A 22730-nucleotide genomic window follows, 5' to 3' on the forward strand; every position below is an offset into this window, starting at 1 on the left:
AGGTCTTGTCAGACCCGGCGCAGCGGCCGTCCGCAGCCCAGCGCGAGCACCGACAGCGCACCGCCGTCGCGCACCCGACGGTAGCCGAGTTCGCCGAGCATCCGGCAGGCCATCGCCGAGCGGCCGCCGGCGGCGCAGTAGACGACGATGTCGGCCTGGTGGTCCGGCAGTGCCTGTGCGCACAGGCCGGCGAGCCGGTCGAGCGGCAGATTGACGGCGCCGTCAAGATGGCCGCTGGCGAACTCGGCCGGCGAGCGGACATCGATGACCAGGGTGGAAGGCGACAGCAGGGAGGACATCGCAGGGTCTCCGGAAAAACAGTGGCACGGAGTGCAAATATACCCTGCAAGGTATATTTGCTATAGTCTTCCCATGAGCATTTCCACTGCCAGTCCCAATCTTTCCAAGATTTCCCGGAGTTCCCTGGGCAGCCAGGCGCCGCTGATCGCCGACGAGCTGGACCTGATCGATTCGCTGTTCGACCTGTCCGGGCGGGAGCTGCTGGAGGTCGGCTGTGGCGCCGCCCGTCTGGCACGCGCTCTGCTCGAGCGCCATCCCGACAGCCGGCTGACCGGCCTGGAGGTCGATGCGCGCCAGCATGAACGCAATCTGCAGCGGCCCCATCCGCGGCTGCGCCTGCTGCTGGCAGGGGCCGAGGCGATGCCGCTGCCCGATGCCTGCTTCGACGGCGTGCTGATGCTGAAGTCGCTGCACCATGTGCCGCCGGCGGTGATGGACCGTGCGCTCGACGAGATCGCGCGGGTGCTGCGCCCGGGAGGCTGGCTGCATGTCTCGGAGCCGGTCTACGACGGTGCGCTCAACGAGATCGTGCGACTGTTCAACGACGAACGCGAGGTGCGAATCGCTGCGCAGCAGGCCCTCGACCGGGCACTGGCACGACCCGACAGTCTCTGGCGTGCCGGCGAGCAGCGCCATTTCGAGATGCCGGTGCACTTCGCCGACTTCGCGGCCTTCGAGCGCCGGATGCTGCATCCGAGCTTCGCCGACCATCATGTCGATGCCGCACTGACCGAGCGGGTGCGCGTCGCCTATGCACCGCACCAGCGTGCCGACGGCGCCAGCTTTACCCGGCCGATGCATCTGCGGGTGCTGTGGCGGCGCTGAGCGCTGCCCCGAGATCGTTCGGCCGTTCCGGTTCAGCCTTTCACCTGCACCCGCGCGGCCCCGTCGCCGCGCGCCTGCATCCGCCCGACGCAGGCCGCCTCGGCGAAGCCGGCGGCGCGGAAGGTGGCCAGCACCGCGTCCAGCGCCTCGGGCGCGCAGCTCACCAGCAGGCCGCCGCTGGTCTGCGGGTCGGTCAGCAGCGCGCGCTGCGCCTCCAGCAGATCGGCCGGCAGCGCCACCTCGGTGCCGTAGCTGGCCCAGTTGCGGGTGGAGGCGCCGGTGAAGACGCCGTCCTGGGCGAAGCGGCGCGCATCGTCCAGCACCGGCACCGCGGCCAGCTCGAGCGTCGCGTCCAGCCCGGAGCCGCGGCAGACCTCCAGCAGATGGCCGAGCAGCCCGAAGCCGGTCACGTCGGTCATCGCGTGCACCGCCGGCAGCGCGGCCAGCGTGGTGCCGACCGCGTTGAGCTGCGTCATCGGTGCGCGCATGCGCGCATAGCCCGCCTCGTCGAGCAGGCCGCGCTTGAGCGCCGCCGACAGCACGCCCACGCCGATCGGCTTGCCCAGCACCAGGCAGTCGCCGGAGCGCGCGTCGGCATTGCGCCGCACCTGGTCGGGCGATACCAGCCCGATCGCGACCAGGCCGTAGATCGGCTCGGCCGCGTCGATCGAGTGGCCGCCGGCGATCGGGATGCCCGCCTCGCGGCAGACGCTGGCGCCGCCCTCCAGGATCGCGCCGATCGTCTCGGTCGAGAGCTTCTGGATCGGCATGCCGACCAGGGCCAGCGCGAAGATCGGCCGCCCGCCCATCGCGTAGATGTCCGAGAGCGCATTGGTCGCGGCGATGCGGCCGAAGTCGCGCGGATCGTCGACGATCGGGGTGAAGAAGTCGGTGGTGGCGACGATGGCGTGGCGCTCGTCCAGGCGCCAGACCGCGGCGTCGTCGCTGGTCTCCAGACCCACGATCAGCTCCGGCGGGATCAGGCCCTGCGGCGTGCGCGCCAGGATCTCGGAGAGCACGCCGGGCGCGAGCTTGCAGCCGCAGCCGCCGCCGTGGGCGAGCTGCGACAGCGGCGGGTGAGCGGGCGCGGGCGCAGTGGCCGGTGCGGTCGTCATGGCCGCGCTCACTTCAGCAGGCCGGTGGAGCGGCCCACCTGCTCGATGATGGCGAAGTCCTCGGCCCTGGCCGGCACGAACTTCTTCGCGCCCTGCAGGTCGAGCACCGCCTTCTCGGCCGGATCGTTCATGTCCAGCGTCAGGAAGGCGTCGGCGAACTTCTTCACCGTCTCGGCGGGCAGGTCCTTGCGCGCGGTCCAGACATAGTCGACGAAGGCCGGCGTGGTCCAGATCGCCCGCACCTTGGCCGGGTCGAACTGCTGCTTGGCTTCCATGCGCTTCCAGACCTCGATGTTGACCGCGCCGGCCTGCACCTTGCCCGACTCGACCATCTTCACGGTGGCGTCATGCGCGCCGCTGTAGACGGGCGCGCCGGCGAAGTCCTTGTCCGGGTCGATGCGCCAGGTGGTCTCGAGGAAATGGCGCGGGAACAGGTGGCCCGAGGTGGACGACTTCGAGCCGAAGGCGAAGCTCTTGCCGCGCAGCTCCTCGGGCTTGGTGATGCCGGAGGTGCTGCTGGCGATGAAGACGCTGTGGAACTCGCGGTCGATGTCGCGCATGACCACCGGCCGCGCGCCCGACATCACCTTGGCCTGCACGAAGGTGAAGCCGCCCAGCCAGGCGAAGTCGATCTTGCCGGCGCCCAGCGCCGAGACCGCGGCGCCGTAGTCGATCACCGGCACGTAGACGACCTTGACGCCGAGGTGCTTCTGCAGCTGGTCGACCAGCGGCTTGTACTTGCGCGCCAGCTCGGTCGGGTTCTCGTCCGGGATGCCGGAGACGCGGATGACGGTCTCCTGGGCCTGTGCCAGCGGCGCCAGCGCGGACAGGGCCAGCAGCGAGGACAGGGCGATCAGGGTGTGGCGGGGCAGGTTCATGCGGGAAAGGCTCCGGAGGAGGAAGGGGAGAGAACGGACGGCGCGCAGCGCGGGCCGCGGCCGGGGGTGGCGAGCAGGCGCGCGCGCAGGCGGTCGCCGATCAGGTCGACCAGCGCGACCAGGCTCAGCAGCACGATCAGCAGCAGCGTCAGGTCGCGCACATGGAAAAGGCTGATGGCGGTGTGCAGCGCGTCGCCGATGCCGCCGGCACCGACGAAGCCCACCATCGTGGTGGCGCGCACATTGACCTCGAAGCGGTAGAGCGCGAAGGCCGCCAGCCGCGCGCGCACCTGCGGCCAGACGCCGGCGACGAAGACCGCCAGCCGCCCGGCGCCCTGTGCCTGCAGCACCGCCGGCGGCCCCGGCTCGGCCTCGTCGAGCACGTCGGCGAACAGGCGGCCCATCACGCCGAGGTTGTGCACCGCGATGGCCAGGATGCCGGCCAGCGGCCCGCCGCCGACCCAGACGACGAAGACCAGGGCCAGCGTCAGCTCCGGCATCACCCGGGTGAGCTGCAGCACCGCACGCGCCGACTGGCGCCCGGCCCACAGCGCGAGCCGGCGCGGCCAGGCCGGGCGCGGCGGATCGGGCAGGAAGCTGCCGGTGCTCAGGTGCGCCGCCGCCAGCGGGGCCAGCACCGCCGCGCCCAGCGCCGAGGCCAGCGTCGCTGCCCAGGCCATCAGCACGGTCTCGCCGGTCTGCAGCGCCACGGTGCGCATGAAGGCGGCGTCCGGCGCCAGATGCTCGAAGCTCAGCAGCGCCACCGACGAGCCGCTCCACAGATCCGCCCAGGCGATCTCCAGCCGCCACAGCGCCGCCGCCGTGCCCAGGCCGGCCAGCGCAAGCGTGCGCTGCAGGGGCCAGCGCCGCAGCCGCGCGCCCAGCGCCTCCAGCGCGACGACGAAGACCAGCACCGCCAGCAGCGTGGTCGCCAGCTTGTCGTACTGGAAGTAGCGCAGGCTCAGCGCGATCTCGCTGCCCAGGCCGCCGGCACCGACCACGCCCAGGATGGAGCCGATGCGGATGTTGCATTCCAGGCAGAACAGCGCGTAGCCGGTCCAGGCGCGGCGCACCTGCGGCAGCACCGCGTGCAGCAGCACCGCGCCGCGCGAGGCGCCGGTGGCGCGCAGCGCGCGGATCGCGGCGGGCTCGAGCGCCTCGGCCAGCTCGGCGTAGAGCTTGCCGATGTTGCCGCCCACCGTCAGCATGATGGCCAGCACCGCCGCGCCCGGCCCCAGGCCGAGCAGCTGCACGAACAGATAGGCCCAGACGATCTCCGGCACCGAGCGGAAGAAGTTCAGCAGCAGCCGCGCGAGCTGGCGCATCAGCGCGCCCAGGCCCCGCCACCACGCCGGCAGGCGCTGCGGCGGATCGTCCAGATCGGGCACGCGGATCGCCGCCAGGGCCAGCAGCGTGCCCAGCGCGGTGGCCATCACCGTGCCCAGCACGCCGATCAGCAGGCTCTCGAGCGAGAGCTCGAGCACCCGCGCGAGGAACTCGGCCGAGAAGTCCGGCCGGGCCAGGCCGGAGAGGATGTCGCCGGCGTTCTTCAGCCCCTCGGCGTCGAACAGCTTCGCGGGTTCGGCGCCGGTGAGCGGCAGCGCCACCCCGCCCGAGAGCAGCACCGCCAGCACCAGCAGCAGCGTCAGCAGCCGCGAGCGCAGCACCGGGTCAGAGCCGTTCATCGCTGCCGGCATAGAGCTGGGCCAGGCGGGTCTCGTCGACCTCGGCCGGCGGGGCATCGAACAGCAGGCGGCCGTCGCGCAGGCCGATGACGCGGGTGCAGTCGCTGCGCACGATGTCGAACCAGTGGGTGCAGAACACCAGCGCCATGTCGCCGCCCCTGGCCTGGTCGACGATCAGCCGGGTGATCTGACGCGCGGTGCGCGGATCGAGCGAGGCGGTCGGCTCGTCGGCCAGCAGCAGGCGCGGGCCCGACACCAGCGCGCGCGCCAGCGCCACCCGCTGCATCTGCCCGCCGCTGAGCGTGGCTGCCGGTGCCCACTGCAGCCCGGCCAGATCGACCGCCTGCAGCAGCGCGGCGACGCGCTCGCGCTCCAGCGGCCACAGCGCCGCCAGCAGCGTGCGCCAGGCCGGCCAGTGCGACAGCAGCCCGGCGACGATGTTGTCGTGCACGCTCGACTGCGGCACCAGCAGGTTCTGCTGCTCGACGATGCGGCAGCGGGCGCGGTGCGCCTGCAGCGCGCGCCACGGCATCTGCGCCAGATCGCGGCCGTCGACCTCGATGCGGCCCTGGGTGGGGCGCAGCGCGCCGGCCATCAGCCGCAGCAGCGTCGACTTGCCCGCGCCGCTCGGGCCGATCAGCGCCACCCGCTCGCCGGCCCGCAGCGTCAGGTCGATGCCGGAGAGCACCTCGCGATCGCCCCAGCGGCGGCCGACGCCGTGCAGGCGCAGTTCCCGTGCCATGCCCGCGTCCTCTTCAGCCCAGCGCGCGCAGCGCCTGCGCCACCCGCTCGATGCCGGCGGCGTCCAGCATGTCGGCGGCGACCGTGCGCCGCTCGGACCAGCGGCGGAAATGCGCCGCCTGCGAGCGGCCGTAGGCCGGGTCGTAGTGCAGCCGGCTCAGCTCGTCGAAGAGCGGGCGCAGCGCGCGGGTGCGCGCCCAGTCCTGCCAGCGCGCGATCGTCTCGCGACTGTGCAGCTCGCGCAGCATCTCGAGGCGCGAGGCGAGCTGTTCGGGCTCGTCGCCCAGGTAGGCATAGTCCTCGAGCAGATAGTCCAGCCGCGCCGCGGCGCTGGCCTCGATCTCGAGGCAGACGGCCGCGCGCATGCGCTCGATCAGCGCGGTCGGCAGCGCGATGCGGCCGATTCGGCGGCTCTCGGCCTCGACGTAGACCGGCCGGGCCAGGTCGAACCGCTCGATCTGCACCGCCAGCTGCGTCTCGAAGGCTTTCTGCGAGGGCTGCTCGACGCCGGGCAGCGCGCCCAGCAGGGAGCCCTTGTGGCAGGCCAGGCCCTCCAGGTCGAGCACCTGCTCGCCCTGCGCGGCCAGCGCCTGCAGCACGCGGGTCTTGGCGCTGCCGGTGGGGCCGCAGACCACCCGCAGATCGAGCTGCGGCGCGATCGCGTCGATCTGCGCGATCACATGCTGACGCCAGCGCTTGTAGCCGCCGGCGAGCTGCTGCGCGTCCCAGCCCACCAGTCGCCACCAGTTCACCATCGAGCCGCTGCGCAGGCCGCCGCGCCAGCAGTAGACGACCGGCCGCCAGGTGGCCGGCATGTCGGCGAAGCGCTCACGCAGGTGACGTGCCAGGTTGGCCGCCACCATCGCGCCGCCGACCCGCCGCGCCTCGAAGGCGCCCTGCTGCTTGTAGATCGTGCCGACGATGCGGCGCTCCTCGTCGTCGAGCGAGGGGCAGTTGATCGCGCCGGGAATGTGGTCGAGCGCATATTCCGACGGCGAGCGCGCGTCGATGATGCAGTCGAAGCGATGCAGGTCGGCGATCTGCGCCGGGCCGCGCGAGCTCATCGGCGAGCCTGCGCCAGCGGCGGCAGGAGGTGCTGGGTCATGGTGGGGCGGGACACGGGCCAGGGCGGAAGGGCAAAGGCGAGATGATAGGAGATCGCCCCAGGTCGGGTGCGCGGTCTGCCGGCCTGCCCGATCTCGGCTAGCCTCGGGTTCTTTCCCGACCGATCAAGGACTTCTTCTGATGAGCCCCTGCACCACCCGCTGGACAAGCCTGCCCGCCGAGGACGGCTCGCTGGGCGCCTTCGTCGCGCTGCCGCCGGCCGGCCGCGGCCCCGGTCTGCTGCTGCTGCAGGAGATCTTCGGCGTCAACGCGCACATCCGCGCCGTGGCCGAGCAGTACGCGCAGTCCGGCTTCGTGGTGATCGCGCCCGACCTGTTCCGGCGCCAGGCGACACGGGTCGAGCTGGGCTACGTCGGCGAGGACCGCGAGCGTGCGCTGACGCTGATGCGCGGCTTGAGCCGCGAGCAGGCGGTGGCCGACATGGCCGTGGCGCTGGCAGCGCTGCGCGCGATGCCGGAATGCACCGGTCGCATCGGCGCCCTGGGCTACTGCATGGGCGGGCGGCTGGCCTTCGCGGCGGCGGCGCTGTGCGGGGTGGACGCGGCGGTGTGCTACTACGGCGGCGGCATCGCCGCGCAGCCCGATCTGGCCGCGCTGGCCGGGCGCATCACCGTGCCGGTGCAGTTCCACCACGCCGGCCACGACCCGAGCATTCCGCCCGAGGCGGTGGCCGTGGTGCGCACGACCATGACCCGCGCCCCCGCCGCCGCGCAGGCCGAGTTCCACGACTACCCCGACGCGCAGCACGGCTTCAACTGCTGGGCCCGCGCCGCGCACGACCCGGCCAGCGCGGTGCTGGCGCAGGGGCGCAGTCTGGTGTTTCTGGCGGCGCTGTTCTGAGCGCACGCCGTGCAGTCCACGCTCTTCTGGTCTAAAGTGCATGCACTTTTGCTTTTGCCTGACAAGGACTGCCGTGATCCAGCGCCCTGCACTGACCCGTGACGATGCCATGACCCTGCTGCTGGCCGCCGAGGCCGAAGCCGCCCGCAATGACTGGGCGGTCTCCCTGGCGGTCTGCGACGACGGCGGCCACCTGATGGCCTTCGTGCGCCGCCCCGGCGCCACGCCGGCTTCTGCCCAGATCGCCCAGGCCAAGGCCCGCACCGCCGCGCTGATGCGCCGCGAGACGCTCGGCGTCGAGCAGATGATCAACCAGGGCCGCACCGCCTTCCTGTCGGTGCCGGGCCTGGACGGTCTGCTCGAGGGCGGTGTGCCGGTGCTGGTGGATGGCCACTGCGTCGGCGCGGTCGGCGTCAGCGGCGTGAAGTCGACCGAGGACGCCCAGATCGCGCGTGCAGGGATCGCCGCGCTGCTGCAGCAGGGCTGAATCGACCGAGCCTTCAGCGTCCGGTCTCGCGCAGCACCGGCTCGCAGCGCACCTCGCTCTTGACCGAGCGGGCGATGAAGCACTCGTCGTGGGCCTCGTGGTGCATCTCGTCGATCTCCTCGGGCGTGGGCAGATGCTCGCCGGAGAACTGCACGGCCGGGCGCAGCGTCACGCGCAGCATCGCGAAGCGGCCCTCGGCGTCGCGCCCCATCTCGCCGACCGCGGCGTCTTCGTAGCGGTCGACCCGGAAACCGCGTCGGGCCGCGATCGACAGGAACCACAGCAGGTGGCAGCTCGACAGCGAGGCGACGAAGGCCTCCTCGGGATCGACCGCCGCGGCGTCGGAGAACGGCAGCGGCACCACCTGCGGCGAGGACGAGCCCGGCACCTCGACACCGCCGTCGAAGCGCAGGACATGCCGGCGGCTGTAGCGCTTGTCGAGAAAGGGCTGCTCGCCACGCAGCCAGACGAGATCGGCGGTGTACTGGGCCATCAGGGAGACTCCGGCAAGGACAGGCCCGGAGTCTCCCACGCCTCAGCGTCCGGCCAGCTCGCGCAGCGCCTGCGCGCCCACCGGCGGTCGCGCCTGCCAGGCCAGCAGCGCGCAGCGCCGGGCGTCCGTCGCCATCACCTGCTGCACCCACGGGCGCTCGCAGCGGCCCCGCTCGGCCAGCACCGGATCGGTGGTGCCGCTGGCCAGCAGGCTCTGCTCGATCACCCAGGCGAAGGGCTCGATGCCGGCGCGGCGCAGGTCGTCCTGCAGCCGCTCGGCCTCGTGCACCGGCGTGGCCTCGGCCAGCGTGACCACCAGCACCCGGGTGAATTCCGGATCGCGCAGGCGCGGCAGCAGGTTCACCACCGCCTCGGGCAGGTCGCCGCGGGTGCGGCCGACTTCGCGGTGATAGGCCTCGGCCGAGTCCATCAGCAGCACGGTGTGGCCGGTCGGCGCGGTGTCGAGCACCACGAAGCCGTGCGCGGCCTGCGCCACCGTCGCGGCGAAGGCGCGGAAGACGGCGATCTCCTCGGTGCAGGGCGAGCGCAGGTCTTCTTCAAGCATCGCGCGTGCCGACGGGTCGAGCCCGGCGCCGGCGCGGGCGAGCACCTCGTCGCGGTGGCGCGCGACCTCGGCGGTCGGGTCGATGCGCTGCACCGTCAGGCCCGGCACCGCCTCGTCCAGCGACCAGGTCAGATGGGCGGCCGGGTCGGTGGTCGACAGCAGCACCCGGTGGCCGCGCGCGGCCAGCGCCACCGCCACCGCCGCCGCCACCGTGGTCTTGCCGACGCCGCCCTTGCCCACGGTCATCACCAGGCCGTGGCCGGCACGCTCGATGTCGTCGACCAGCGGGGCCAGCCCGGGCGGCAGCGCGAGGGCCGGCATGTCCGGGGTCGATGCGGTCGCGAGGGAGGAGCGGGGCGCCGGATGCAGCAGCGCTCGCAGCGCCTCCAGCCCGACCAGACCGCGGGCGATGAAGCCGGTGCAGCTGCGCGGCAGCGCCGCGAGACCGGCGGGCATGGCCGCGAGCGCGTCCCGGTGGCGCCGCGCCATCGCCTGAGCGACCGGATCCTCCGAAGGGGCATCGAACAGGCCGTTGATCGCCAGCACCTGGTTGGCCACGCCCAGCTCGGCCAGCTCGTGGCGGCTGCGCTCGGCCTCGCGCAGCGCGGCGGTCTCGGGGCGCGCCACCAGCACGACGGTGGTCACCGCGGCATCGGTCAGCGCCTCGACCGCGGCGGCGTAGATCGAGCGGTTGTGCTCCAGCCCGGCCAGCGGCCCCAGGCAGGAGGTGCCGGTGGTGTTGGTCGACAGGAACTCGCTCCAGGCCGAGGGCAGCGTCAGCAGCCGCAGCGTGTGGCCGGTCGGCGCGGTGTCGAACACGACATGGTCGAAGTCGCCGGCCACGCCGGTGCCGGCCAGGAGCGCCGCGAAGGCGTCGAAGGCCGCGATCTCGACGGTGCAGCCGCCGGAGAACTGCTCCTCCATGCTGCGGATCGCCGCCTCGGGCAGCAGGCTGCGGTAGGGGCCGACCATGCGCTCGCGGTAGGCGGCAGCGGCCGCTTCCGGATCGATGTTCAGCGCCGACAGGCCCGGCACGCCGGTCACCCGGGTGGGCGTGTCCGACAGCCGAGTCTCCAGCACCTCGTCGAGGTTGGAGGCCGGATCGGTGCTGACCAGCAAGACGCGCCGGCCGGTCTCGGCCAGCTGCACCGCGCAGGCCGAGGCCAGCGAGGTCTTGCCCACGCCGCCCTTGCCGGTGAAGAAGAGGTGACGGGTGTGGAGACGGGGCAGCATGGCCGGCCTCAGCAGCACTGGCCCGGCGCGCAGCCGCAGTCGCCGCCGCTGCCGAGCTTGATGCGCGGCTTGGCCGCCAGCGCCGCGGCCCGGGCGATGCGCTGCTGCATCTGCGCCAGCGTCGGGTACAGGCCGGTCGAGAGGATCAGGCCGTCGAGCATCACCACCGGCAGCCGGTCCATGCCGGCCTCGATCTCGCGCAGCACCAGCGGCTGCGCGGCGAAGGCGGCCGCGTCATGGCTCAGGCTGTGGCGGCTCACCGTCACGCCGCTGGCCTCCAGCGCCTTCAGATCGGCGTTGAACTGCACCAGCACAGGATCGACATCGATGCCGCACACGCCGGTGGGGCAGCACATCGCGGGTTCGAACACTTCCAGTCGGCTCATCGCGCTTGTCCTTTTCAGTCGGTGGGGAAATGCCCCCACGGGTTCTTCAGGGCCATGGTGGCGCCGGAAGTCCCGTGGGACCTTGATCATGCGCAAGCCGGGCGGCCCAGCGCGCGGTGCAGCAGCAGGCCCAGGCCGGCCCCCAGCACCTCGGCCAGCATGAAGGCCGGGGCGCTGGCCGGCGCGATGCCGGCGAAGCTGTCGCTGAACATGCGCCCGAAGACTGCCGCCGGATTGGCGAAGGAGGTCGAGGCGGTGAACCAGTAGGCCGCGCCGATGTAGGCCGCCACCATCGCCGCGACCCGGGCCTGCGGCGCGCGCAGGATCACCAGCAGCAGCCCGGCGGTGGCCACGGCCTCGGCGATCCACTGGCCGGTGCCGGTGCGCAGCCTGGCCGAGACCTGCAGCAGCGGCAGGTCGAACATCGCATGCGCCAGCACCGCGCCCAGCGCCGCGCCCAGCAGCTGCGCCGGCACATAGCCGGCGAGCCGCGCCCAGGGCAGCTCGCCGCGCAGCGCCATCGCCAGCGAGACCGCCGGATTGAAGTGCGCGCCGCTGACCGGCCCGAAGACCTCGATCAGGATGTACAGGCCGCCGACGGTGGCCAGCGTATTGGCCAGCAGCGCCACCGCGACATTGCCGCCGGACAGCCGCTCGGCCATCAGCCCCGAGCCGATGACGACGGCCAGCAGCAGCGCGGTGCCCAGCAGCTCGCCGAACAGGCGCTGTGCGTTCGAGACAGGAGCCTTCATCGCGTGCCCGCCCCGCTTCAGCTGCGCCAGATGGCGTCGAGTGCCGCCTGCAGCGCGGCGTTGTCCATCGTCTCCAGCGGCAGCTGAAGCAGCTGCAGCATCCGGTAGCCGATCGCCTGGCGGGTCAGCTCGAAGGCCTGCGCCTTCTGGTCCTCGGGCGCGTTGGACGGGTCGGGGTAGCCCCAGTGGATCTTGACCGGACTGCCGGGCCAGTACGGGCAGGTCTCGGCGGCGGCGCTGTCGCAGACGGTGATGACGATGCGCATCTCGGGCGCGCCCGGTGCGGCGAACTCGTCCCAGGACTTGCTGCGGGTGCCGGCGGTGTCGATGCCGGCGGCCTCGAGCACCTGCAGCGCATGCGGGTTGATGCGACCGCTCGGGCTGCTGCCGGCGCTGTGCGCGCGCACGTCGCGGCCGAGCTGGCGCGCCCAGTGGTTGAGCATGGCCTCGGACAGCACGCTGCGGGCCGAGTTGTGGGTGCAGAGGATGAGAACGTGGGTGGTCATGGGCGGTGATCTTCTCGGGGGGGCTGGTTCATGCGGCCTTCGCTGCTGGCTTCACTGCTGGCCGATGCGGTCGACCTCGCGGCGCAGCGACAGCGCGTCGAGCCGCTGCAGCGGCAGGGCCAGCATCAGCTCGATGCGGCGCTGCAGCGTCACGAAGGCATCCAGGAAGGCCTTGCGCACCGCGGCCTCCGGCGCGCTGACGGCCGCCGGATCCGGCTGGCCCCAGTGCGCGGTCACCGGCTGGCCTGGCCAGACCGGGCAGACCTCGCCGGCGGCCTGGTCGCAGACGGTGAACACGAAGTCCAGCGCGGGCGCGTCGGGCGCGGCGAATTCCTCCCAGCCCTTGCTGCGCAGCCCCTCGGTGGGCAGGCCGCGCGATGCGAGCAGCTCCAGCGCGGCCGGATGCACGCTGCCGCGCGGATGGCTGCCGGCCGAGAAGGCACGGAAGCCGCGCTCGCGGCCGAGCTGGTTCATCAGCGCCTCGGCCAGGATGGAACGGGCGGAATTGCCGGTGCAGAGAAACAGGATGTTGTGGATGCGTTCGGACATGGCGATCGGACCTCAGCAGTTGCAGGACGGAGTGGTCAGCCCGCAGGGCTGGCCAGCACAGCAGTTGGCGCTCAGGAAGGCGAGCAGCGTGTTCATGCGCACGAAGTCGGCCCGATAGATCAGATGGCGCCCGTCGCGGGTGCAGCCGATCAGGCCGGCATGGAGCATTTCCTTCAGGTGGAAGGACAGCGTGGCGGCCGGCAGGCCGAGCTGCTCGGCCAGCACGCCCGGCGTCAGTCCCTCGGGTCCGGCGACGACCAGGGCCCGGAAGGCCCGCAGGCGGTGGGGCTGGGCCAGCGCGGCCAGCAGGCGAACGACTTCTTCATCTTCCATGATTCCATCATGGTGGAAATATTTGAAGGAATGATGACAGAACGACGGCCCCGGGTGCGGACACCCCGGCCGGGTGGCCAGGCCTGCGGGCTTCAGCGCCGGGTCGCGTCGTCCAGATGCAGCACCGCCATCGCGTTGGTGGCGGTGGTGGCCAGCGTGTTGATCGTGCCGGTGCGCAGCGCGCCCAGGATCGCGGTGGTCTTGCTCGATTCGCCGGCGATCGCGATGACGTTGGGAATGCGCGTCAGATCCTGGGTGCTCAGCCCGACCACCCGGCCCTGGATCGGCCCCATCGCCGAGCGGCCGTGGATGTCGATGAAGTCATAGCCCATCACGTCGCCGACGATGCCCTGGCGCTTGGCCTCGGTGATCTCCTGCGCGCTGAACCAGCCCATGCGCACCATGTTGCTGTCCTCGCTCATGTCGCCGATGCCCACCAGCGCGATGTCGGCGCGACGCGCCTTGTCCAGCGTCTGGCGCACGGTGTCGTTCTCCAGCAGCGCGGCGCGCAGCGTGATGTCGTCGACCATCGCCGGCGCGTAGAGCGTCTCGCTCTCGCCGCCGAAGCGCGCGGCCAGCCGGCGGCAGATGTGGTCGGGGTTCATCGTCTCGCCGCCGCGGTAGCTGCCGCCGATGGCGCAGACGAAGGTCGCCGCCCGGCGCGTGGCGGGCATCGCGTGCTCGCTGACCGCGCTGACATTGCGGCCCATGCCGACCGCCACGATCGCGCCGTCGCTGAGGTTGCGGTCCAGCCAGGTGGCCACCAGCGCGGCCAGCAGCGCACGCTGCTTCTCGGCATCGGCATGGTCGACCGACAGCAGCGCGCGACTGATGCCGAAGCGGCGCACCAGCTCGCGCTCCAGATCGACCGTGAGCGAAGGGTGGTGCTGCACCCGGATCTCGACGATGCCCAGATCCTGCGCCTTCTTCAGCATGCGCCCGACGGTGGCGCGGCTGATGCCGAAGCGACGCGAGAGCTCCTCCTGCGTCTGGCCGTCGACGTAGTAGAGCGTGGCGATGCGGGTCAGCTCCTCGGTGCTCATCGAGGTCGAGGAGGACGCGGCGGAAAAGCTGGAAGGGCCGGGGGCCGGGGACGGACTGGGGGCGCGGGTGCTCATGGCCGTGATTGTGCGGCCACGTCACCCTGCGCCTCGCTCACGGCATGATCTTTTGATCATCAATAAATTTTTTGATCAGTTCATGGAATGGATTTTTTGGCGATTCTTGTGCGAATTTCGAGGAATTCATGTGATATCGGTGGGCATGAAAGCCTGAAGTGCGGTTTGACTAAGGTGATTTGGCGCTCATGCTTTGATCTTTTGATCATTGTGAATTACATTCGCTCAGACCTGTTCAAGGCTCAAGTTCACGCCTTCTGCCGGATTCCCGACCATGACCTCTCCCTCCCGCCGAACCCTGGCCCACGCGCTGCGCGCGCTGGCGATGGACGCCGTCCAGCAGGTCAGCTCCGGCCATCCCGGCATGCCGATGGGCATGGCCGACATCGCCGAGGCGCTCTGGCGCCATCACCTGAAGCATGACCCGGCCACGCCCAGCTGGGCCGACCGCGACCGCTTCGTGCTCTCCAACGGCCACGGCTCGATGCTGCTCTACGGGCTGCTGCACCTGAGTAACCGTCTCCCGAGTCAAGCGCCGTGAAGCGAGTTGTCCCAAGGCCTGTTGGTTCTGACCATGGCGTTGAGCGTGGTCAGCAGCTTGCGCATGCAGGCGACCAAGGCGACCTTGGGCAGCTTGCCGGCGGCGATCAGTCGGTCGTAGAAGGGTTTGATGGTGGGGTTGCGGCGGCTGGCGGTGAGCGCAGCCATGTAGAGGACGCGGCGGACATCGAAGCGGCCGCCCTGGATGCGTCGTCGCCCCTTGCTGGAGCCGGAGTCGTTGGCCATCGGCGCGATGCCCACCAGCGCGGCGATCTCGCGCCGGTTGAGCCGGCCGAGTTCGGGTAGCTCGGCGATCAGCGTGGCGCTGGCCACCGGGCCGATGCCGCTGGCCGACTGCAGCAGCCGGTCGAGCTCGCCGAAGTGCTCTCGCACGTGGCTGACCATCTGACCTTCGATCTCATCGAGCTGCGCCTTGATGGCCGCCACGATGGCCTCGATGCTCGGATGCAGACCCTTGGGCGTGATCTGCAGCCGCTGCCGCTCGCTCAGCAGCATGGCCAGCAGCTGACGCCGGCGCGTGACCAGCGCGGCCAGCCACTGCTGCTGTGGGTCGGCCAGCGGGCGCAGGAAGCGGGCGAGGTCTTCGCGGCGCAGCAGCACTGCGGCGAACTCCGCCAGCATGCGCGCGTCCACTGCATCGGTCTTGGCCAGCCGACCCATCGACTTGGCGAAGTCGCGGGCTTGCCGGGGGTTGACCACCGCAACCGGCAGTCCGGCAGCCTGCAGCGCGCAGGCCAACTCGGTCTCGTAGCCGCCGGTGGCCTCCATCACCACCAGCGCCACGCCCAGCGGCTTCAAGGCCGCCGTTAGCGCCGAGTGGCCCTCGGCCTGGTTGTCGAACCGCTGGGCATCGAGCTTGGCGCCCAGCACCGAGACATCGACGTGCGCCTTGGCCACGTCGATGCCCACCACCACTGAGGAAGCAGACATGGTCTTCGGATCCCTTGCTTGTGCATGCGCACTCGGCCAGGCCGGCGCGCGTAACCGTTCGGGCTTCAGGAAGACCAGCACGGCGACCGTGCGTTCTGTACTCAGAAACGGGCTCGGACACCCCTGCGGCTACCAAACTGCACGGGCCGGTCTGGCCGCCTCAACGGCGAGCAGACTCTACCGCGCTGGTCTGGTCTGAACATACAAGCGGCTACGACCTGTCGATCGACGACCTGAAGGCCTTCCGCCAGCTGCACAGCCGCACGCCGGGTCACCCGGAACTGGGCTACGCGCCGGGCGTCGAGACCACCACCGGCCCGCTGGGGCAGGGCATCGCCAACGCGGTCGGCATGGCGCTGGCGGAAAAGCTGCTCGCCGCCGAATTCAACCGCCCCGGCCATGCGGTCATCGACCACCGCACCTGGGCCTTCCTGGGCGACGGCTGCCTGATGGAAGGCGTCAGCCACGAGGCCTGCGCGCTGGCCGGCACCTGGGGCCTGGGCAAGCTGACCGCCTTCTGGGACGACAACGGCATCTCGATCGACGGCCATGTCGAAGGCTGGTTCAGCGAGGACATTCCCGGCCGCTTCGAGGCCTACGGCTGGCATGTGGTGCGCGGCGTCGACGGGCATGACAGCGCCGCGCTCGATGCCGCCATTTCGCAAGCCAAGGCCGAGACCGCCCGTCCGACGCTGATCTGCTGCCGCACCACGATCGGCTTCGGCTCGCCGAACAAGGCCGGCACGCACGACAGCCACGGCGCGCCGCTGGGCGCAGCCGAGATCGCCGCGACCAAGGCGGCGCTGGGCTGGGCGCACGGCCCCTTCGAGATTCCCGAAGACGTGCGCGCCGCCTGGGATGCGCGCGAGCAGGGCCAGGCCGCCCGCCAGCAATGGCAGCGCCACTTTGCCGCCTATGCCGCCGCGCATCCCGGCCTGGCCGCCGAGCTGGAGCGCCGCCTGGCCGGCGATCTGCCGGAAGGCTTCGCCGCGCTGGCCGAGCGGGCGGTGGCAGAAGCCGCCGAGCGCGCCGCCACCGTCGCCAGCCGCAAGGCCAGCCAGGAATCGATCGCCGCCTTCGCGCCGGCGCTGCCCGAACTGCTCGGTGGCTCGGCCGACCTGACCGGCTCCAACCTGACGAACTGGCCGGGCTGCGTGTCGGTGACACCCGAGCGCCTGCGCGCCGGCCAGGGTGGCAACTACCTGCACTACGGCGTGCGCGAGTTCGGCATGGCCGCCATCATGAACGGGGTGTCGCTGCACGGGGGCTTCCGTGTCTTCGGCGGCACCTTCCTGATGTTCAGCGAGTACGCCCGCAACGCGCTGCGCATGGCCGCGCTGATGAAGCAGCCGGTCATCCAGGTCTTCACGCACGACTCGATCGGCCTGGGCGAGGACGGCCCGACCCACCAACCGGTCGAGCAGACCGCCACGCTGCGCCTGATCCCGAACATGGACGTCTGGCGCCCCTGCGACGCGGTCGAGACGCGCGCCGCCTGGGCCGCGGCGCTGCAGTCGACGGCGCACCCGACCTGCCTGATCCTGAGCCGCCAGAACCTGGCGCACCAGCCGCGCGACGCCGCGCGGCTTGCGGCGGTCGCCCGCGGCGGCTATGTGCTGCTGCCGGCCGAGGGCGAAGCCCAGGGACAGCGCCCGCAGCTCGTGCTGGTCGCCACCGGCAGCGAGGTGCAGCTGGCGGTGCAGGCGCGCGAGCAGCTCGCCGCGCGCGGCGTGCGCGCTCGCGTCGTCTCGCTGCCGTCGCTGTTCGCCTTCAAGGCGCAGGACGCCGCCTGGCGCGAAGCGGTGCTGCCGGCCGGCGTGCCGCGCGTCGCGGTCGAGGCCGGCGCCACCTCGGGCTGGCGCGAGATCGTCGGGCTGGACGGCGCGGTGGTCGGCCTGGACACCTTCGGCGAATCGGCCCCGGCGCCGGCGCTGTTCCAGCATTTCGGCATCACCGCCGAGGCGGTCGCGGCCGCGGGCCTGCGTGTGCTCGGCCTGGACAGCCCGCTCAAGGCGGTCGCGCGCCACGGCCAGCAGGTCTGGCTGGACCAGCTCTCGCGCACGCTGGTGGCCAGCGGCGCGCTGCAGCGCTGGATCGACGATCACGGCATCGCCGGCGTCACCAGCAACCCGGCGATCTTCGCGCAGGCCTTCGCGTCGGACGCGGCCTACGCGCCGGCGCTGGCGCAGCTGCGCGCCGAGGAGCCCGACCTGGAGCGCCGCTTCGAGCGCCTGGCCGTGGCCGACGTGCAGGCCGCCTGCGACGTGCTGCGCCCGCTGCACGAGCGCACGGCAGGCGATGCCGGCTTCGTCAGCTTCGAGGTCTCGCCGCGGCTGTCGCGCGACGGTGCCGGCACGCTGGCGGCTGCGCGCCGCCTGTGGGCCGAGATCGGCCGCGCCAACGCGATGATCAAGGTCCCGGCCACGCCGGAGTGCCTGGACGCGATCGCCGACGCGGTGGCGGACGGCATCAACATCAACGTCACGCTGATCTTCTCGCCGCGCCAGCTGCTCCAGGTCTTCGAGGCCTGCGCGCTGGGCCTGCGCCGCCGCCAGGAGCGCGGCCTGCCGGTGGACCGGGTGCGCTCGGTGGCCAGCCTGTTCGTCAGCCGCGTCGACACGTGGGTCGACCGCCTGCTGCCGGCCGGATCCGAGGCGCTGCGCAGCGAGGTCGGCATCGCCAACGCCCGCAATGCCTACGCGCTGTGGCTGGACCGCTTCGGCGGCAGCGAGTTCGCCGGGCTGCGCGCGGCCGGCGCCCGTCCGCCGTCCTGCCTGTGGGCCAGCACCGGCGTGAAGAACCCGGCCTGGCGCGACACCCGCTATGTCGAGGCGCTGATCGGCCCCGACACCGTCGACACCGTGCCCGACGCGACGATGGCCGCCTTTGCCGACCACGGCCAGGCCGCGCGCACGCTCGACGCCACACTGCCCGAGGCCCGCGCCACCCTGGCCGCGGCCGCCCGCTGCGGCATTGACCTCGACGGGCTGGGCGAGCAGCTGCAGGCCGAAGGCCTGGCGCAGTTCGAGCAGGCCTTCGAGCGGCTGATGGCGGCGGTGGCCTGAGCGGTCCGGCCTTCGGGCCGCAGGGCAGGCTCGTCGTGCGCGGCGATGGGCACGCGCATCCGCAGCGAACTCGGCCGCTGAAGACGCATCAGACCCGCTGCCAGGACGTCCAGGACGGATCGTTCTGGAGATGGTGGGCGGCCCGATGCAGATGCGTCAGGAAATGGCGCACCACCGGCCGCAGCGCGGTCTCGACCCGTGTGATCGCGCCCAGCACCAGTCCGAGCGGCGCCTCCTGAAGCGGCGGCACCTCGATGAAAGGCGCAGCCGCCGGATGCAGGGCCAGCGGCCGCGGCATCAGCCCGACGAAGTCGGCACCGCCGATCAGCGACAGCAGCCCGAGCGTGGAGTTGACGGTGGCGCCGTATGCGGGCGGCTCCAGCCCGTTCTGCTCGAACAGCCGCCGGCCATAGCCGGTCACGCCCGACAGACCGGTATAGACCCAGCGGGCCCCGCGCAGCGCCTCCAGCGAGCAGGCCGAAGCGTGCACGCTGCCGCGCCGCGCCACCACCACCATCGACACCGGCATCAGCACCTCGACATGGAACTCGCCCGGCGGCAGCCGGTCGGGAATCGGCCCGAGCGCGATGTCGACATCGCCCCGGCGCAGGTTCATCAGCTGCTCGATGTAGAGCTCCTCGTTGATCTGCAGGTGCACGCCGTCGAACTCGCGGCTGAAGGTGCGCAGCGTCTCGGGCACCAGCAGCATCACCGCCAGCGGCACCGCGCCGATGCGCAGCTGCCCGCTCATGCGCCCGCCCAGCTGCCCGATCTCCTGGGCCGCACCGGCCAGCTCGCGCAGCGCCAGTCCGGCGCGCTCGTAGAGCACCTTGCCCTGCGCCGTCGGTGTCACGCCGGTGGTCGAGCGCACCAGCAGCGGCGCGGCCAGCTCCTGCTCGAGCTCGCGGATCATCTTCGTCAGCGCCGGCTGCGAGACACCGATGCGTCGGGCCGCCGCACGCAGGCTGCCTTCGTCGATGGCGGAAATCAGGGCGCGCAGTGCAGGGATCTTCATCACCGGAATGATATCTCCCTGGGGTAAACCCTGAAAACGTGATAACCAGACGTGATCGCAACGGCGGACACGGCATCTTTTGCGCTCCGGGCGCTCTGCCTAGAGTTCGGCCGTTCGAGATTGACCCGGCGCAAGACCGGGTCGCCTCCCCTCCCAACCTTCCAACGACCGCGCGCGCCCCTGAGCGGGACAGCGTCGAGGAGACGACATGACGACTGGATCGGACACCGGCACCCGCCGGCCCGAGGACGGCGGCCGCCTGTTGCGGCGCCTGTGCGACTTGAATGCCGCCATCGGCGGCCTGGTGCTGGTGGCGATGGCCGCCATGACCACGGTGAGCGTGGTGGGCCGGGCCTTTTTCGCGCACCCGATCCTGGGTGATGTCGAGCTGGTGCAGCTCGGCAGCGCGGTGGTGGTGGCCTGCTTCCTGCCCTGCACCCAGTTCCGGCGTGCCAACCTGATCGTGGACTTCTTCACCTCGAACGCTTCGGCCGGGGCGCAGCGCCGGATGGACGCCTTCGGCACGCTGCTCTACACGCTGGTGATGGCGCTGGTGCTGTGGCGGGTGGGTGCCGGTGCGCTGGCGATGCACGCGTCGCAGGAGAGCTCGATGCTGATGAGCCTGCCGCTGTGGTGGCCCTACGCGCTGATGCTGCCGGGTCTGGCGCTGTGCGTGCTGATCGGCCTGCAGCAGACGCTCGAGCTGCTGCGCGCACCGGTCCGCGACATGGCGCAAACGGTGGAGGCGGCACGATGAGCACGATGTCCGTCGGACTGACGATGTTCGGCGCCATGCTGGTGCTGATGGCGGTGCGCGTGCCGATCGCGATCTCGATGTTCGTGCCCGGCGCGCTGGGCTACATCGCGCTGTCGGGCTGGGATCCGCTGCTGGCCCACCTGAAGGGCGCCGTCTACGGCCGGGTCTCGGTCTATGACCTGTCGGTGATTCCGCTGTTCATGCTGATGGGCGCGTTCGCGGTGCAGGGCGGGCTGTCGAAGGCGCTGTTCGACTTCGCCAACGCGCTGCTGGGGCGCTTCCGTGGCGGCATGGCGATGGCCGGCGTGCTGGCCTGCGCGGCCTTCGGCTCGATCTCGGGCTCGACGGTGGCCACCACCGCCACCATCGCGCAGGTGGCCTACCCCGAGATGCGCCGCATCGGCTTCTCCGGCCGGCTCGCCACCGCGGCGCTGGCCACCGGCGGCACGATGGGCGTGCTGCTGCCGCCCTCGGTCACGCTGATGGTCTACGCGATCCTGACCGAGCAGAACATCACCAAGATGTTCCTGGCCGCCTATGTGCCGGCGCTGCTGGCCGCGGCCGGCTACATCCTGGCCATCGCGCTGGTGGTGCGGCTGCAGCCCGGCCAAGCCCCGGCCGCGCAGGCCGCCTCCGGCCGCGAGATCGCCACTGCCGCGGCGCGGGTGTGGCCGATCATGACCATCTTCGTGGTCGTCTTCGGCGGCATCTACGGCGGCATCTTCACCGCCACCGAGGGCGCGGCGATCGGCAACCTGCTGACCTTCGCGATCACCCTGATCAAGCGCGAGATGGACCTGGCGCGGCTGCTGGCCTGCATCCGCACCACCGCGCAGACCAGCGGCATGATCTTCCTGATCTTCATCGGCGCGGACATGATCAACGCCGCCCTGGCGCTGTCGCAGCTGCCCGCGCAGCTGGCGGACATCGTCTCGCACCTGCAGATCTCGCCGCTGGTGGTGATGGGCGGCATCATGGTCTTCTACATCCTGCTCGGCTGCGTGATGGACGAGATGAGCATGATCCTGCTGACCGTGCCGACGCTGTTCCCGGTCATCATGGGCATGGACTTCTTCGGTCTGGATGCCTCCGACAAGGCGCTGTGGTTCGGCATCCTGATCCTCACCGTCTGCGAGATCGGGATGATCTTCCCGCCGGTGGGGCTGAACGTCTACATCATGAACGGCCTGGCCAAGGACGTTCCGATGGTCGAGACCTACAAGGGCGTCGTGCCCTTCCTGCTGACCGACGCGGTGCGACTGGCGCTGCTGATCGGCTTCCCCTCGATCGCGCTGTGGCTGGTGCACCGGCTCGCCGGCTGAACCGCAGCGCCACGCCTTCCTCGCTTCCATCCCCCTTCCTTTGCCTTTTCCCGAGGAGACCTCGATGACGACGAAGAACCTGCTGCGCCCGCTGGCCGCCGCCACCGCCCTGCTGTCGGGCCTGCTGGCGGCACCGGCCGCGATGGCCCAGGACGTGACGACACTGAAGGTGCATTTCTTCCTGCCGGCCACCAGCTATGCCGCGACGCTGTTCATCCAGCCCTGGTGCGACAAGATCGCCCGCGAGTCGGCCAACCGCATGAAGTGCCAGCTCTACCCGTCGATGCAGCTCGGCGGCACGCCGGCCCAGCTCTACGACCAGGCGCGTGACGGCGTGGCCGATGTGGTCTGGACGCTGCCGGGCTACACCGCCGGGCGCTTCCCCAGCCTGGAGGCCTTCGAGCTGCCCTTCATGATGCAGAACCCCGAAGCCACCAGCAAGGCGCTGTGGGACTACACGCAGAAATACAGCCAGGACGAGTTCAAGGACATCAAGCCGCTGGCTTTCCACGTCCACGGCGACGGCGTGTTCCACATGACGAACAAGCCGATCAAGACCCTGGCGGACCTGAAGGGCCTGAAGCTGCGCGCGCCCACCCGCATGACCAACAAGTACCTGGCGATGCTGGGCGCGACGCCGGTGGGCATGCCGGTGCCGCAGGTGGGCGACGCGCTGTCCAAGGGCGTGATCGACGGCGCAGTCGTGCCCTACGAGGTGGTGCCTTCGGTCAAGATCCAGGAACTGGTGAAGTACCACATCGAGACCGATCCGGCCGAGCCGGCCTTCTACACTTCGACCTTCGTGTTCGCGATGAACAAGGCCAAGTACGAATCGCTGCCGGCCGACCTGAAGAAGGTGATCGACGCCAACTCCGGCCAGGCGCTGTCGGGCCAGATCGGTCGCGCCTTCCTGCAGGCCGATGCCGAGGGCAAGAAGCTGACCGCGAAGAACACCACCCAGGTCATCCCGGCGGCCGAACTGGCCGCGTGGAAGGCGGTCGGCACCAAGCTGGCCGACAGCTGGGTGTCCGACATGAACGGCAAGGGCAAGCCGGGCGCTCGAATGCTGGAGGACGCCCGCGCGCTGATCGTCCAGCACGCCGCCAAGCGCTGATTTCCGCTGCTTCGCCCTGATTGCAGCGGCCCCTTC

22 protein-coding genes and 3 pseudogenes are annotated in these 22730 nt (G+C 71.2%); 9 read left to right on the forward strand and 16 right to left on the reverse strand.

The genetic code is table 11. The features are described 5' to 3' along the window. Window positions 1-8: 8 nt before the first annotated feature. Window positions 9-299, reverse strand: a complete 291-nt coding sequence (locus NFT33_RS03730) for a rhodanese-like domain-containing protein (protein ID WP_149505653.1) — start codon at window positions 297-299, stop codon at window positions 9-11. Window positions 300-372: 73 nt separating this feature from the next. Between NFT33_RS03730 and NFT33_RS03735 the strand changes: the two genes are divergently transcribed. Continuing rightward, on the forward strand, window positions 373-1125 hold the full coding sequence (locus NFT33_RS03735; RefSeq protein ID WP_309296107.1) for a class I SAM-dependent methyltransferase: 753 nt from the start codon (window positions 373-375) through the stop codon (window positions 1123-1125). A 32-nt stretch (window positions 1126-1157) separates the two neighbouring features. Here the strand turns inward: NFT33_RS03735 and selD are convergent, their stop codons facing one another. From selD to mnmH, 5 genes are read right to left on the reverse strand one after another with little or no spacing between them, the layout of a single operon-like run. Then, entirely contained in the window at window positions 1158-2240 is a 1083-nt protein-coding gene (gene selD, locus NFT33_RS03740; protein WP_251673249.1) for a selenide, water dikinase SelD, read from the reverse strand. A gap of 8 nt (window positions 2241-2248) precedes the next feature. After that, the gene (locus NFT33_RS03745) at window positions 2249-3118 is read right to left on the reverse strand and encodes a putative selenate ABC transporter substrate-binding protein (protein ID WP_251673251.1); all 870 of its coding nucleotides are present in this window, start codon (window positions 3116-3118) and stop codon (window positions 2249-2251) included. Beyond that, complete coding sequence (locus NFT33_RS03750; RefSeq protein WP_251673253.1) at window positions 3115-4803, reverse strand: PhnE/PtxC family ABC transporter permease; 1689 nt, start codon at window positions 4801-4803, stop codon at window positions 3115-3117. The genes NFT33_RS03745 and NFT33_RS03750 overlap by 4 nt, the downstream gene beginning before the upstream one ends. Beyond that, on the reverse strand, window positions 4790-5545 hold the full coding sequence (locus tag NFT33_RS03755; RefSeq protein ID WP_251673255.1) for a phosphonate ABC transporter ATP-binding protein: 756 nt from the start codon (window positions 5543-5545) through the stop codon (window positions 4790-4792). Before NFT33_RS03755 ends, NFT33_RS03750 begins: the two co-directional genes overlap by 14 nt. A gap of 13 nt (window positions 5546-5558) precedes the next feature. Next, the gene (gene mnmH / locus NFT33_RS03760) at window positions 5559-6608 is read right to left on the reverse strand and encodes a tRNA 2-selenouridine(34) synthase MnmH (RefSeq protein ID WP_251673257.1); all 1050 of its coding nucleotides are present in this window, start codon (window positions 6606-6608) and stop codon (window positions 5559-5561) included. 181 nt (window positions 6609-6789) lie between these two features. On the opposite strand from mnmH, the gene NFT33_RS03765 reads away from it, so the two are divergent. Together NFT33_RS03765 and NFT33_RS03770 are read left to right on the forward strand one after the other, a co-directional pair. Then, window positions 6790-7509: a dienelactone hydrolase family protein gene (locus NFT33_RS03765; RefSeq protein ID WP_251673259.1), complete on the forward strand. Its 720-nt coding sequence runs from the start codon at window positions 6790-6792 to the stop codon at window positions 7507-7509. A 73-nt stretch (window positions 7510-7582) separates the two neighbouring features. Next, a complete protein-coding gene (locus tag NFT33_RS03770) occupies window positions 7583-7996 on the forward strand; it encodes a GlcG/HbpS family heme-binding protein (protein WP_149505670.1) in 414 nt (137 codons plus the stop codon). Window positions 7997-8009: 13 nt separating this feature from the next. Here NFT33_RS03770 and NFT33_RS03775 read toward each other — a convergent pair whose 3' ends face one another. The 8 genes from NFT33_RS03775 to NFT33_RS03810 all read right to left on the reverse strand — a co-directional run bounded on the left by NFT33_RS03775 (window position 8010) and on the right by NFT33_RS03810 (window position 13855). Continuing rightward, window positions 8010-8489: an OsmC family protein gene (locus NFT33_RS03775; protein ID WP_220787933.1), complete on the reverse strand. Its 480-nt coding sequence runs from the start codon at window positions 8487-8489 to the stop codon at window positions 8010-8012. 42 nt (window positions 8490-8531) lie between these two features. Continuing rightward, on the reverse strand, window positions 8532-10286 hold the full coding sequence (gene arsA, locus NFT33_RS03780) for an arsenical pump-driving ATPase (RefSeq protein ID WP_251673261.1): 1755 nt from the start codon (window positions 10284-10286) through the stop codon (window positions 8532-8534). A gap of 8 nt (window positions 10287-10294) precedes the next feature. Then, a complete protein-coding gene (gene arsD, locus NFT33_RS03785; RefSeq protein WP_220787935.1) occupies window positions 10295-10672 on the reverse strand; it encodes an arsenite efflux transporter metallochaperone ArsD in 378 nt (125 codons plus the stop codon). A gap of 86 nt (window positions 10673-10758) precedes the next feature. Then, a complete protein-coding gene (locus NFT33_RS03790) occupies window positions 10759-11424 on the reverse strand; it encodes an aquaporin (RefSeq protein WP_251673263.1) in 666 nt (221 codons plus the stop codon). 17 nt (window positions 11425-11441) lie between these two features. Next, on the reverse strand, window positions 11442-11930 hold the full coding sequence (locus NFT33_RS03795) for an arsenate reductase ArsC (RefSeq protein ID WP_251673265.1): 489 nt from the start codon (window positions 11928-11930) through the stop codon (window positions 11442-11444). Between the two features lie 51 nt (window positions 11931-11981). Further along, window positions 11982-12479, reverse strand: coding sequence for an arsenate reductase ArsC (locus NFT33_RS03800; protein ID WP_149505675.1), 498 nt, complete (start codon window positions 12477-12479; stop codon window positions 11982-11984). Window positions 12480-12491: 12 nt separating this feature from the next. Then, window positions 12492-12812 carry an ArsR/SmtB family transcription factor gene (locus tag NFT33_RS03805; RefSeq protein ID WP_251673267.1) on the reverse strand — a complete coding sequence of 107 codons (321 nt, stop codon included), beginning with the start codon at window positions 12810-12812 and terminating at the stop codon, window positions 12492-12494. A 92-nt stretch (window positions 12813-12904) separates the two neighbouring features. Continuing rightward, complete coding sequence (locus tag NFT33_RS03810; protein WP_149505760.1) at window positions 12905-13855, reverse strand: sugar-binding transcriptional regulator; 951 nt, start codon at window positions 13853-13855, stop codon at window positions 12905-12907. Window positions 13856-14204: 349 nt separating this feature from the next. Between NFT33_RS03810 and NFT33_RS03815 the strand changes: the two are divergent. Next, window positions 14205-14444: pseudogene (locus NFT33_RS03815) on the forward strand (transketolase); the annotation flags it as partial. A gap of 14 nt (window positions 14445-14458) precedes the next feature. Here the strand turns inward: NFT33_RS03815 and NFT33_RS03820 are convergent. Beyond that, the gene (locus NFT33_RS03820) at window positions 14459-15421 is read right to left on the reverse strand and encodes an IS110 family RNA-guided transposase (RefSeq protein WP_251673270.1); all 963 of its coding nucleotides are present in this window, start codon (window positions 15419-15421) and stop codon (window positions 14459-14461) included. A 200-nt stretch (window positions 15422-15621) separates the two neighbouring features. Here NFT33_RS03820 and tkt point away from each other — a divergent pair. Then, window positions 15622-17412 (forward strand): annotated as a pseudogene (gene tkt, locus NFT33_RS03825) (transketolase); the annotation flags it as partial. 21 nt (window positions 17413-17433) lie between these two features. Beyond that, window positions 17434-18486, forward strand: a pseudogene (gene tal, locus NFT33_RS03830) (transaldolase); the annotation flags it as partial. Window positions 18487-18574: 88 nt separating this feature from the next. Here the strand turns inward: tal and NFT33_RS03835 are convergent. Continuing rightward, window positions 18575-19501, reverse strand: coding sequence for a LysR family transcriptional regulator (locus NFT33_RS03835; protein WP_251673272.1), 927 nt, complete (start codon window positions 19499-19501; stop codon window positions 18575-18577). Window positions 19502-19709: 208 nt separating this feature from the next. On the opposite strand from NFT33_RS03835, the gene NFT33_RS03840 reads away from it, so the two are divergent. The 3 genes from NFT33_RS03840 (at window position 19710) to NFT33_RS03850 (ending at window position 22694) form a co-directional block, all read left to right on the forward strand. Next, window positions 19710-20258 carry a TRAP transporter small permease gene (locus tag NFT33_RS03840; protein ID WP_251673274.1) on the forward strand — a complete coding sequence of 183 codons (549 nt, stop codon included), beginning with the start codon at window positions 19710-19712 and terminating at the stop codon, window positions 20256-20258. Continuing rightward, the gene (locus tag NFT33_RS03845) at window positions 20255-21580 is read left to right on the forward strand and encodes a TRAP transporter large permease (protein WP_251673276.1); all 1326 of its coding nucleotides are present in this window, start codon (window positions 20255-20257) and stop codon (window positions 21578-21580) included. Before NFT33_RS03840 ends, NFT33_RS03845 begins: the two co-directional genes overlap by 4 nt. A 64-nt stretch (window positions 21581-21644) precedes the next feature. Further along, window positions 21645-22694 carry a TRAP transporter substrate-binding protein gene (locus NFT33_RS03850; protein ID WP_251673278.1) on the forward strand — a complete coding sequence of 350 codons (1050 nt, stop codon included), beginning with the start codon at window positions 21645-21647 and terminating at the stop codon, window positions 22692-22694. The last annotated feature ends 36 nt before the right edge of the window (window positions 22695-22730 follow it).

This window comes from Sphaerotilus sp. FB-3 (assembly GCF_023706025.1).
GTDB classification, from domain to species: domain Bacteria; phylum Pseudomonadota; class Gammaproteobacteria; order Burkholderiales; family Burkholderiaceae_C; genus Sphaerotilus; species Sphaerotilus sulfidivorans.

Bases quoted from the DNA above. Each gene is read 5' to 3' on its own strand.
- NFT33_RS03730 (WP_149505653.1), bottom strand. From the start codon at position 299: ATGTCCTCCCTGCTGTCGCCTTCCACCCTGGTCATCGATGTCCGCTCG.
- NFT33_RS03735 (WP_309296107.1), top strand. From the start codon at position 373: ATGAGCATTTCCACTGCCAGTCCCAATCTTTCCAAGATTTCCCGGAGT.
- selD (WP_251673249.1), bottom strand. From the start codon at position 2,240: ATGACGACCGCACCGGCCACTGCGCCCGCGCCCGCTCACCCGCCGCTG.
- NFT33_RS03745 (WP_251673251.1), bottom strand. From the start codon at position 3,118: ATGAACCTGCCCCGCCACACCCTGATCGCCCTGTCCTCGCTGCTGGCC.
- NFT33_RS03750 (WP_251673253.1), bottom strand. From the start codon at position 4,803: ATGAACGGCTCTGACCCGGTGCTGCGCTCGCGGCTGCTGACGCTGCTG.
- NFT33_RS03755 (WP_251673255.1), bottom strand. From the start codon at position 5,545: ATGGCACGGGAACTGCGCCTGCACGGCGTCGGCCGCCGCTGGGGCGAT.
- mnmH (WP_251673257.1), bottom strand. From the start codon at position 6,608: ATGAGCTCGCGCGGCCCGGCGCAGATCGCCGACCTGCATCGCTTCGAC.
- NFT33_RS03765 (WP_251673259.1), top strand. From the start codon at position 6,790: ATGAGCCCCTGCACCACCCGCTGGACAAGCCTGCCCGCCGAGGACGGC.
- NFT33_RS03775 (WP_220787933.1), bottom strand. From the start codon at position 8,489: ATGGCCCAGTACACCGCCGATCTCGTCTGGCTGCGTGGCGAGCAGCCC.
- arsA (WP_251673261.1), bottom strand. From the start codon at position 10,286: ATGCTGCCCCGTCTCCACACCCGTCACCTCTTCTTCACCGGCAAGGGC.
- arsD (WP_220787935.1), bottom strand. From the start codon at position 10,672: ATGAGCCGACTGGAAGTGTTCGAACCCGCGATGTGCTGCCCCACCGGC.
- NFT33_RS03790 (WP_251673263.1), bottom strand. From the start codon at position 11,424: ATGAAGGCTCCTGTCTCGAACGCACAGCGCCTGTTCGGCGAGCTGCTG.
- NFT33_RS03795 (WP_251673265.1), bottom strand. From the start codon at position 11,930: ATGACCACCCACGTTCTCATCCTCTGCACCCACAACTCGGCCCGCAGC.
- NFT33_RS03800 (WP_149505675.1), bottom strand. From the start codon at position 12,479: ATGTCCGAACGCATCCACAACATCCTGTTTCTCTGCACCGGCAATTCC.
- NFT33_RS03805 (WP_251673267.1), bottom strand. From the start codon at position 12,812: ATGGAAGATGAAGAAGTCGTTCGCCTGCTGGCCGCGCTGGCCCAGCCC.
- NFT33_RS03810 (WP_149505760.1), bottom strand. From the start codon at position 13,855: ATGAGCACCGAGGAGCTGACCCGCATCGCCACGCTCTACTACGTCGAC.
- NFT33_RS03820 (WP_251673270.1), bottom strand. From the start codon at position 15,421: ATGTCTGCTTCCTCAGTGGTGGTGGGCATCGACGTGGCCAAGGCGCAC.
- NFT33_RS03835 (WP_251673272.1), bottom strand. From the start codon at position 19,501: ATGAAGATCCCTGCACTGCGCGCCCTGATTTCCGCCATCGACGAAGGC.
- NFT33_RS03840 (WP_251673274.1), top strand. From the start codon at position 19,710: ATGACGACTGGATCGGACACCGGCACCCGCCGGCCCGAGGACGGCGGC.
- NFT33_RS03845 (WP_251673276.1), top strand. From the start codon at position 20,255: ATGAGCACGATGTCCGTCGGACTGACGATGTTCGGCGCCATGCTGGTG.
- NFT33_RS03850 (WP_251673278.1), top strand. From the start codon at position 21,645: ATGACGACGAAGAACCTGCTGCGCCCGCTGGCCGCCGCCACCGCCCTG.